The sequence below is a fragment of the Inquilinus limosus MP06 genome (assembly GCF_000767795.1).
Lineage (GTDB): Bacteria > Pseudomonadota > Alphaproteobacteria > DSM-16000 > Inquilinaceae > Inquilinus > Inquilinus limosus_E.
In genome coordinates, this window is sequence record NZ_JANX01000193.1 from 1 (window position 1) to 10,032 (window position 10,032).

Genomic DNA, 10,032 nt, shown 5'->3' on the forward strand with positions numbered 1-10,032 from the left:
GGCGCGCTGGGCGAGCAGGTCCGCTACGCCCCGGCGCCGGTGGCCCGGCTGGGCACCCGGCCGAAGACGGCACCCCATGGCGATGCACCGCTGCCGGACAGGACGGGATCCGGCGTCCCACCGACCCGCACCGGCAGGTGATCGCCTGACGGCCGCGGCGCGCCGGCTTCACCGCCGACGCGCCGCGGTTTCTCCTAAAGAGCAGATGCTGGGCGTCTTGGCTGATTGCCTTTCCCGCCTGGCGGGAGAGGCAACCAGAGCGCGCCCAGGAACCTGCGGATCGGGCCGGTTGCCGAGCACGCTGGGATCTGCCATCGTTATATTCAGAAGAATATATCGTCGGGAGTCTCGGCGTGCCAACCTTGTCGGTTTTCGCGAATCCGCTCCTGCCGGCCCAGGCATCGTCTCCGCTGGCCATTCCGCATCCGCCCGCGGCGACCGAGCCGGACGACCTTCGTCTCCCGGCCAAGGGCCGTGACCGGATCTGGGAGCTGTCGCCGAACCTGCACTGCTCAGTGATCGGCACCTGCCTGTCGACCGGCGACCTGCGTCAGCTTTTCGGCAAGCTAAACGAGCCGGATGCGCGCACCGCCTCCGACCATGTGCTGCACGGCCGGGCGGTGCGGGTGGCCGGGCAGAAGGAGATCGCCGGCAAGCTGCTGAACAAGCTGCTCGACAAGCGGCACGAGGCCGCGATCAGGCGCTTCGCCAAGGCGCGCACGGCGGCAGAGGTGCGAACGCTGTGGCAGGAGGCGCTGGAGCGCGGCGACATCCCCGGCGCCTATTGGGCGGTGCTGAGCCACCCCGCCACCGACGGGCCGCTGGTGCAGGAGGTGTATGGCGAGGTGCACATGCTGTCGCATCTCGTCGGCATGTCGAACCGCGCCGACATCGCCCGGCTGCGGCATCTGGAGCAGGAGCTCGGCGCCCGCGACGAAAAGATCGCGCGGCAGGAGGAGCGGCTGCTGCTTCTGGGCGCCGAGCGCGATGCCCTGGGCCGGCGGGTGGCGGAGCTGGAGCAGGCCGCCCGCCGCCAGGCCGCGGCCCCCGCCCTGGTGAAGGACGAGGCGCTGCGCAGGCGCTTGGCCGATGAGCAGGCGCGTTCGGCCTTGCTGGCCGAGCGGCTGGCGGCACAGAACGAGGCCGTCGCCACGCTGACCGGGCGGGCGGAGCAGGCCGAAGGCCAGGCCGCGGCGCTGCGCGACGAGATCGCCGCGCTGGAGGCCACGCTGGCCGAGCCGGCCGCGGAGGCCGGCGACATGCCCGGGCCGACGCCGGCGCTGCGGGGGCGGACGCTGCTCTATGTCGGCGGCCGGCCGAAGCAGGTCGACCAGCTGCGGGCGCTCACCGCGCGCTTCGGCGGCGTGCTGCTGAGCCATGACGGCGGCGTCGAGGACAGCCCGACGCTGCTGCCGGGCCTGGTCAGCCAGGCCGATGCCGCCTTATTCCCGGTCGACTGCGTCAGCCACCACGCGGCCGGCCAGGTGAAGCGCCTGTGCCGCGAGGCCGAAAAGCCGTTCGTGCCGCTGCGCACGTCGAGCCTGGCCAGCTTCGCCGCCGCTGTGGGGACGATGGGCCGCGCCGCGGCGGAGTAAGGCCTGCGCGGCGTCTCGGGGCCTCTTCCAGAAATCCAGACACCGTCATTGCGAGCGCAGCGAAGCAATCCAGGGGGCCGCTCGCACTGGATTGCTTCGTCGGCTTTGCCTCCTCGCAATGACGGCGAGGGGTGGGTGATTCCGAAAGGGCGTGATCGGACGACCTGCCCCGCCCGGCCTCACCCGGCCCTAGTCGAGGTACCCCTTGCCCTTGAGCCAGGCCTTGAGCCCTGCCTTGCTGTCCGGCTTGACATGCCAGGCGAAGCCGTTCTCGTGCATCAGCGTCTGCTGCTTCGGGTCATACCAGAGCGGATCCTGGCTCGGCACCGAGCCAGGGCCGATCGGGCCGTCGACCTTCTTCTGCGGCGCCCACCAGCGGTCGCCATCCCAGTGCATCTTCGTCGCCGAATCCTCGTAGCGCTTGGTCTCGCCGTTGTAGGTGACGCCGGGATATTTCGAGAGATCGGCCTTGGTCGGGTCGGGTGGCAGCTCGAGATATTTGAGGTCGTCCTGGCTATCCGCCAGCTTGCCGTCCTTGCCCGTCATGTCCTTGACGGTCTTGGCCACCTCCTCCGCCTGGTCCGGCGTCCAGCCGTTGAAGATCGCGCCGAGGCGGGCCCGCGTGTAGTCGAGATCGCTGTAGGCGCCGGTCAGCACATTGCCGGCGCTGCGGGTCAGCTCGTCGCCGCCCATCAGGTGCTCGTCGCCGGGGAAGACCGTCTGCAGGATGCCGAGCAGGCCCTCGTCCAGCAGGTCGTTGTGGTCGGCCAGCACCTCCGCCACCTTGCGGTCCTTGACGCCGTACAGCACCTGGATGGCGTCGGCATCCGCCTTGTCGTAGGTGTGCGCGGCGTTGTAGGCGCTGCGGCCCTGGACGATGCCGGCGCCCGCCACCTGCAGCACCGCCGCCACGCCGCTGACCTTCAGCGGGCCGAGGGCGGTGATGAGCCGGCCGAGAGCCGTATCGGCGATCGCCCCGCTCGACAAGGTGGTGCTGGCGGAGGCGGCGAAGATCGCATCGCTGACCGTGGCCGTGGCGTAGCCGGCCGTCTTCACGAAATCCTGCTTGGTGCCGGCCAGGCCGAAGCCGTTCATGACGGCGTTGCTCAGATCGGCGCCGACATAGAGCACGTCGACCCCGCCGCCGCGCAGCCGGTCCAGCGCCCCGAGGGACTTGCCCCAGAGCGCCTTCTGCGCCGGGCCGAGATTGCTGCCGGCGACCCGGGCCTGGGCGCCCTTCAGCCGGGTCTCCAGGCTGCCCGGCACGCTCGCATCCTTGCCCGTCAGGATCTCCCGGGCGTTCGGCAGCAGCGCCGTCTGCGCAGCGTTGAGCATCATCATCGTGTGCGGCAGGTAGTAGACGAGGTCGGCCGGCGACCCGTCGAGGGCCCCGAGGTTGCGGCCGAACAGGATGGCGCTGCCGCCGCCGGAGAGGCGGGTGATGGCGTTGGTGCCGATGTTCAGCCGGTCGGCATTCGCCATCTGCCGCTTTTCGGCGTCGGTCGGCTTCGCCCGCCCGGCGATGATGTCCTCCAGCCGTGCCTGCCCCATGCTGGCCTTCAGCCCGTTGAAGAACTTGGCAAAGTCTTCATTGGGGTTCACCGTGGCGCCCCCCTTGACGTATTTCTGCAGGGCGTCGATCTCGGCCCGGCTGGCCACGGCATCGCCGCGGAGAATCGCCTGGTAGCGATTCTCCGCCATGGCCTTGTTGATGTCCTTGACGCCGCCCTTCATGGTCTCGACCACCGCGAAGGTGGCCAGGGCGCGGGTCGCCCGCTGGACCCAGATGGTGCCCGTGGCCGCCGGATCGGTGGTCGAGGCGTTGGCGTAGGGATCGGCCTTGGTCTTGGGCAGCTCCGGCAGCCCGTCCATCGCCTCCTTCATCGACTTCGACTTGGTCAGCATGATCCCGGTGCCGAAGAGCTGCGGGACCGGCGCCTCGGTGTCGAAGCCGTCGACCTTCTTCAGGTCGCCCTTGTACAGGTTGAGCGCGAGCTGGATGCTTTCCTGCCGCTCCCATTGCGGCAGCTTCTTCTCGCCCTCCTTGGTGAGATCCCGCGCCTTCTGCTCGTTCCCCGGCAGCTTGTCGATGGCCTCCATATCGCGCGCCAGCTGGTCCGCCGCGGGGATCGGGTCGTCGCCCTTCACCCCGCCCCAGCCGCTGAGGCCGTGATAAAGCTCGTTGTAGAGCGTGTTGATCTTGTCGTCCTGCTTGGTCGCGGCGGCGTCGAACTGCTCGATGCTGCGCCGCACCGCCCATTGGGCGTTCGAGTTCTGCGACAGGTAATCGTTCCAGCCGAGCTCGCCCTTCCCCTCGAGCTCCGACCGCCTGTCGGCGCCGAGGGTCGCGGTCCGTGCGGCGATGGCGGTCAGCAGCGAGGTGCCGGAGCCTTCTGTGTCCTCGCGGCTCATGAAGCTGAAGAACTGCTGCTCGTGCAGCAGGTTGAGGTGGTCCCCCGGCAGGTCGCCGTTCATCTTGTCGACGATGCGGGCGGCCACGTGGTCGACGAAGGCCTTGCCGGCGCCGGCCTTGTCGCCGTCGTTGTAGAGGATGGTCTGGCAGGAGGCGCCGAGGTCGATCATGGCCTGCATCTGGGCCCGCCGGTCGTCGCCCGTGGCCTTCGATCCGGCGATCGCGTCGATCGACTGGTCGACCAGCCCCTGGACCCGTGGGTCGGAGGCCAGCAGCGACCCGCTGCCCGGCAGGCTGTCCTTGGTGTCGGTCTTCTCGCGCAGCTTGGCCAGGAAGGCCTTGGCGCCGTCGGTGCCGCCCTTGCCCCAGGCGGCCTGCAGCTCCCGCACCGGGCGCTCGACCCGCAGCTCTTGGACCGCCTGCTTGGTCCCTTCCTGGACGGCGGCCAGATACTGCTTCTCGTCGCCGCCGACATAGGCCTGGTAGATGCCCGCCCGCTTGGTCAGGGCCGTGATCTTCGCCGCCTCCGGCCCCTCCGTGCCGTCGGCGAGGGCAACGAGCTGCCGCTTGGTCTCGGCCGTCACCGCGGCATAGTCGCCGCGGTCGCCCGCCTCGGCGATCTTGCCCAGCTGGTCGGGGGTCCGGCCATCGGCCTTCCACGACCGCTCCTTCATCTCGCGCACCTGGTTCAGGGCGTCGAGGAAGACCGGGTCGTTCGGGGCGCGCTCGGCGATCGGGGCCACCAGCGGGCTGAACTCGCCGCCCTCGAGCTTGCCGTCGCCATTGGCGTCGCGGCCGAAGCTGGGCGCGCCCTGGCCCTGCGAGGCGTGGTCGACCTCCTGCGCGATGGCGACGACCAGGTCGTCCTTCGCCTTGTCCCGCTCCGCCTCGCTCTTCTTCGGGTCGCTGGCTGTCGCAAGCGCCTTGCGCTGGTCCTCGAGCAGGCCGAGCCGAGCCGAATCGAGGACATAGACCTTGTCGCAGGCCTCGAGCCCCTGGTCGATGTCGGCCGGCGCGCCCGGCCGGTTGCCGAAGGCCTTCGGGTCGAGCTGGGGCGTGGCCGCCAGCTGGTCGTGCAGGGCCTTGTTGTCCTTCGGGTCGACACCCTCCTGCGCATAAATCCGGAACGGCCACACCCCCGTCTCGACCTTGCGCTCGACGATCCCGGCCGGCGCGCTGTTCCAGGGATAGACCGGCGGCGCCTCCACCGGCTGCGCGGGTGGCGTGGCGGGCGCCTCGTCCTTGGCGCGCTGCACCGACTGGTTGAACTGGTCCGCGCTCGGGGTCCGCTTGGCGACGGCGGGGCGAGTCTGCGCGACTCCGGACAGGGCATCCCTGAAGCTCAGGCCCATGATCGCCTTCCCCCTCGGCTGTGACGCATTCTTGAAACTCTTGTGACAGGGAAGGCTACGGATGGAATTCCCATCCCGTCAACCGGAACCTAATCGATGGGGATCACCCGCCCGGCACCACCCGGTCGCTCTCGCGCGGCACCAGCTCCAGCGGCCAGAGATCCTGCACCAGACCGTCATAGGATTCGGCATGGCCGGGCATGGTGGCCAGCAGCGCCTCCGCCAGCTTCACGCCGAGGTCGTGCAGCGACAGCCGGAAGCAGGTCAGCGCCGGCGACAGGAAGCGGCTGGCCGGGCTATCAATCATGCCGCCGATGATGGCGATGTCCCGGCCCGGCCGTACCCCTGCCTCGTTCAGCCGACGGTAGACGCCGACCGCCATCCGCTCATTGGCCACCAGCAGCGCCGTCGGCAGCGGTCCCTGCTCCAGGAAGCCTGAGGCCAGGCGATAGCCGCCGGCCTCGGTCATCTCCTCGGTCCGCACCAGCGATTCGTCGAAGGCGATGTCGTGCCGCGCCAGGGCCCGGCGCCAGCCATCCAGCAGGATATGGGCGTGCATCAGGTCGTGGCCGTTGTTGGCCAGGCCGATGCGGCGGTGGCCGAAACCGACGAAGCGGTCGACCGCGACATCCGCCGCCTGCTCGAAGTTCAGGTCCAGCCAGGGATGCTCGCCGCCGGACAGGCTGCGGCCCAGCGCGGCGAAGGGGAAGCGGCGGTCGAGCAGATAGTCGAGGCGCGGGTCGACCCGCCGGGTCCAGGGCAACAGGATGCCGTCGGCCAGGCGCCGCTCCACCACCCGGCGCAGCTGCGCCTCCTGGTCGCCATCCGGCGTGTTCAGCAGCACGATCAGGTCCAGCCCGTGTCGGCCCAGCGCCTGCTGCACGCCGCCGAACAGCCCCATGAAGAACGGCTCGCCATACAGCTCGGCCCCGCTATAGGTCTGCAGCATGAAGGCGATGGCGTTGGTCGACCCCTGGCGCAGGGCGCGGCCGGACTGGTTCGGTGAATAGCCGAGCTCGGCCGCCGCCTCCAGCACCCGGCGCCGGGTCTCCGGATTGACGTCGCCGCGGCCATTGAGGGCGCGGGAGACCGTCCCGATCGAGATGTTCAGGTGCTTGGCAAGCTCGCGGATCCCCACGCGGTCCCTCCCTTCCGGCGGGCGACAGAGTGCAACCGATGCGAGGCCGGCGCCACAAGCCGATTGACAGGATGAATTGTCCGATCTCATTATCCGAAACACTATCGTAAACGTTTACGGCGACACAATCATACAAAGCGCCGAAGCGACGGGAGCGAAGCCAAGTGCGAGCCGTCCTTGCCGGATGCGGCGCCATGAGCCGGGCCTGGCTCGAAGCCGCCCGCCAGATCGAGGGGCTGGAGGTGGTCGGCCTGGCCGATCTCGACCCCGCCCGCGCACGGGGTCGCGCCGACGAGTTCGGGCTGGCCGGCGCCGAGACCGGCTCCGATGTGCCGGCCCTGCTGGACCGGCTGAAGCCCGACATCCTGTTCGACGTGGTCGTTCCGGCCGCCCGGCGCGAGGTGGTGCTGGCTGGCCTCGCCCGCGGCTGCCACGTGCTGAGCGAAAAGCCGATGGCCGACAGCCTGGACGCCGCGCGCGAGCTGGTGGCGGCGGCGAAGGCGGCCGGGCGGCTGCACGCGGCGGTGCAGAACCGGCGCTATCACCCCGGCATCCGCCGGCTGCAGCGGGCCGCGTCCGGCGGCCTGATCGGCGACATCACCGGCGTGCATTGCGATTTCTTCGTCGGGCCGCATTTCGGCGGCTTCCGCGAGGAGATGCAGCATGTGCTGCTGCTGGACATGGCGATCCACACGCTGGACGCCGCCCGCCTCGTCGCCGGCCGCCGCCCCCTGGCCGTCTATTGCCATGAGAGCAACCCGGCCGGGTCCTGGTACGCCCATGGCGCCAGCGCCAATGCCATCTTCGAGCTGGAGGGCGGCGCCGTCCTGACCTATCGCGGCAGCTGGTGCGCCGAGGGGCTGCGCACGAGTTGGGAAAGCCAGTGGCGCCTGACCGGAACCAAGGGCAGCCTGAGCTGGGACGGCGCCGAGGGCTTCCACGCCGAGGTGGCGAGCGGCCGGCGCGATGGGCTGTTCTTCGAGCCCGAAATCGTCGAGGTGCCGCCGTCCGACCCGGCAGACCGGACAGGCGGCCATCTCGGTGTCATCCGCGATTTCGTCGACGCGATCCGCACGGGCACCGAGCCCGAGACGGTCGGCCACCAGAACTTCCACAGCCTCGCCATGGTCTTCGGCGCGATCGAGAGCGCGCGCCAGGGCCGCCGCGTGGCCATCCAGACGATCGAGGAACCATGACCAGCAGCGCCAAGTCCCCGAGGACGAACCACCAGGACATCCGCATCGGCACCATGGTGCGCGCCAATGGCGACGACCCGGCCGGCTATGTCCGCCAGATCATCGCCCATGGCTTCGAGAGCATCGAGCCGTTCTTCTGGCAGACGCTGGGCGGCAAGGACATCCCCCGCCTGGCCGGCCAGATCCGCGAGGCGATCGGAGACAGCGGCGTCACCGTCGGCGCGCTGGGCATCTTCGGCAACCCGCTGGAGGACCAGGCGCAGGACCGCGAGACCCTGGCGGGGTGGGAGGCGCTGATCGACAACGCCCATCTGTTCGGCACCGACATCATCGCGGGATTCACCGGCCGGGTGCGCGGCCGGCCGCTGGAGGAGAGCCTGCCGCGGTTCAAGGAGGTGTTCGGCCGGCTGGCGAAGCGCGCCGCCGACAAGGGCGTGCGCCTGGCCTTCGAGAACTGCCCGATGGAGGGCAGCTGGAAGACCGGCGACTGGAACATCGCCCACAATCCCGCCGCCTGGGAGCTGATGTTCGACGCCCTGCCGGACGAGAATCTCGGCCTGGAATGGGAGCCCTGCCATCAGCTGTACTACCTGATCGACCCGGTGCCGCAGATCCGGCGCTGGGCGCCGAAGATCTTCCACGTCCATGGCAAGGACGCGACCGTCCGCTGGGACGTGGTCAAGGAGCACGGCGTCCACGGCAAGGTCCCCTTCGCCTTCCACCGCACCCCCGGCTTCGGCGACACCGACTGGACCCGGGTGATCACCGAGCTGCGGCTGGGCGGCTTCCGCGGGTCGATCGATATCGAGGGCTGGCACGACCCGGTCTATCGCGACGACCTGGAGATGACCGGCCAGGTCGAGGGCCTGCGCTACCTGCAGCGCTGCCGCGGCGGGGCGTTCGTCGCCAATCCGCAATAGACGCGAACAACCAACCAACACAGTGGAGGAAGCTCATGTCCAGGACCCTGCGATTGCTGTTGGGAACCGCCGCCCTTCTCGCCTCCACCGCCCTCGCCCGGGCCGAGCCGGTGACGCTGGAGGTCTGGACCCATGACGACGAGGGCGAGTTCACCTATGTGCTGGCCAGGGAGTTCGCGGCCCAGCACCCGGACATCAAGGTCAACATCAAGCACGTCAACTTCGCCGATGTGGTGAACGACTCGATGCGGGCCTATGCCGCCGGGTCGGCCCCCGACGTGATCGGCATCGACAACCCCGAGACCGCGATGTTCGCCGCCCGCGGCGTGCTGCTGGACCTGACGCCCTATGTCGAGCAGTCGCAGGTGATCAAGGCCGACGCCTTCTACCCCGGCCCGCGCAACTCCTCGACCTGGGACGGCAAGCTGTTCGCCATCCCGCGCGCCTCCAACACCCTGGCCCTCTACTACAACGCCGACATGTTCAAGGCCGCCGGCCTCGACCCCGACAAGCCGCCGCAGACCTGGGACGAGCTGTACCAGGTGGCGAAAAAGCTGACCGACCCGGCGAAGAACGTCTACGGCCTCGCCTTCTCCGCCATCGGCACGGAAGAAGGCACGTTCCAGTTCCTGCCCTTCATCCAGAGTGCCGGCGCCGACTATGACAGCGTCGGGTCGGACGGCGCGGTGCGGGCGCTGGAATTCTGGCAGAAGCTGCTGGATGAGAAGCTGGCCTCGCCCGACACGCTGATCCGCGGCCAGCACGATTCGGCCGGCACCTTCAACGCCGGCAGCGCCGCCATGGTCATCTCCGGCCCCTGGGAGCTGCCGGACATGGCGAAGCAGGCCAAGTTCGACTATCGCGTCGCACTGTTCCCGGTCGAGAAGCAGGGCAGCCAGCGCGCCTCGGCCCTCGGCGACTTCAACAACGTGATCTTCAAGACCTCCAAGCACCCGAAGGAGGCGTTCATGCTGCTGGAGTACATCTATTCGCAGAACCACCGGATCTGGAACGAGTTCGGCCTGCTGCCGCCGGTCCAGAACGCCAAGGCCGATTCGCCGAAATGGCCGCAGGCCTATGCCGTGTTCACCGAGCAGATGCAGTACGCCCGGCCGCGCGGCCCGAACCCGGACTGGCCGAAGATCTCGAAGGCGATCCAGGCCGCGATCCAGTCGACGCTGACCCACCAAAGCGACGCCAGGACGGCGCTGCAGACGGCACAGGCGACGATCGACCGCGTGCTGAAGAAGTAAGCTGAAGACGTGAGGCGGAGCACCGCCATCCCCGCAACAACGAGTCCCCCCTCCCCCCGCGGGAGGGGGGCAGGGGGAGGGGTTGTCGATGACGAGCACCCGAACCGACCAATCGATGACCGATCGTTCGGTCAATTTCCAGCCGACAGCTCCAGCGGCGCGAGC

The 10,032-nt window shown here is 69.4% G+C and carries 6 protein-coding genes; 4 read left to right on the plus strand and 2 right to left on the minus strand.

Annotated elements, in window-relative coordinates:
• The first annotated feature begins 362 nt into the window (after nucleotides 1–362).
• Nucleotides 363–1,595, plus strand: coding sequence for a DUF2325 domain-containing protein (locus tag P409_RS40790; RefSeq protein WP_034839265.1), 1,233 nt, complete (start codon nucleotides 363–365; stop codon nucleotides 1,593–1,595).
• A 189-nt stretch (nucleotides 1,596–1,784) separates the two neighbouring features.
• Here the strand turns inward: P409_RS40790 and P409_RS16260 are convergent, their stop codons facing one another.
• Nucleotides 1,785–5,360 carry a hypothetical protein gene (locus tag P409_RS16260; protein WP_202964689.1) on the minus strand — a complete coding sequence of 1,192 codons (3,576 nt, stop codon included), beginning with the start codon at nucleotides 5,358–5,360 and terminating at the stop codon, nucleotides 1,785–1,787.
• 103 nt (nucleotides 5,361–5,463) lie between these two features.
• Nucleotides 5,464–6,498, minus strand: coding sequence for a LacI family DNA-binding transcriptional regulator (locus P409_RS16265; RefSeq protein WP_034839268.1), 1,035 nt, complete (start codon nucleotides 6,496–6,498; stop codon nucleotides 5,464–5,466).
• A 164-nt stretch (nucleotides 6,499–6,662) separates the two neighbouring features.
• Here P409_RS16265 and P409_RS16270 point away from each other — a divergent pair, with 164 nt between their 5' ends.
• The 3 genes from P409_RS16270 to P409_RS16280 are packed head-to-tail and all read left to right on the plus strand — an operon-like array spanning nucleotide 6,663 to nucleotide 9,867.
• Nucleotides 6,663–7,694, plus strand: a complete 1,032-nt coding sequence (locus P409_RS16270) for a Gfo/Idh/MocA family protein (protein ID WP_034839271.1) — start codon at nucleotides 6,663–6,665, stop codon at nucleotides 7,692–7,694.
• Complete coding sequence (locus tag P409_RS16275) at nucleotides 7,691–8,614, plus strand: sugar phosphate isomerase/epimerase family protein (protein WP_052120761.1); 924 nt, start codon at nucleotides 7,691–7,693, stop codon at nucleotides 8,612–8,614. Before P409_RS16270 ends, P409_RS16275 begins: the two co-directional genes overlap by 4 nt.
• Nucleotides 8,615–8,649: 35 nt before the next feature.
• Nucleotides 8,650–9,867, plus strand: a complete 1,218-nt coding sequence (locus P409_RS16280) for an ABC transporter substrate-binding protein (protein ID WP_034839274.1) — start codon at nucleotides 8,650–8,652, stop codon at nucleotides 9,865–9,867.
• The last annotated feature ends 165 nt before the right edge of the window (nucleotides 9,868–10,032 follow it).

Bases quoted from the DNA above. Each gene is read 5' to 3' on its own strand.
- P409_RS16260 (WP_202964689.1), bottom strand. From the start codon at position 5,360: ATGGGCCTGAGCTTCAGGGATGCCCTGTCCGGAGTCGCGCAGACTCGC.
- P409_RS16275 (WP_052120761.1), top strand. From the start codon at position 7,691: ATGACCAGCAGCGCCAAGTCCCCGAGGACGAACCACCAGGACATCCGC.
- P409_RS16280 (WP_034839274.1), top strand. From the start codon at position 8,650: ATGTCCAGGACCCTGCGATTGCTGTTGGGAACCGCCGCCCTTCTCGCC.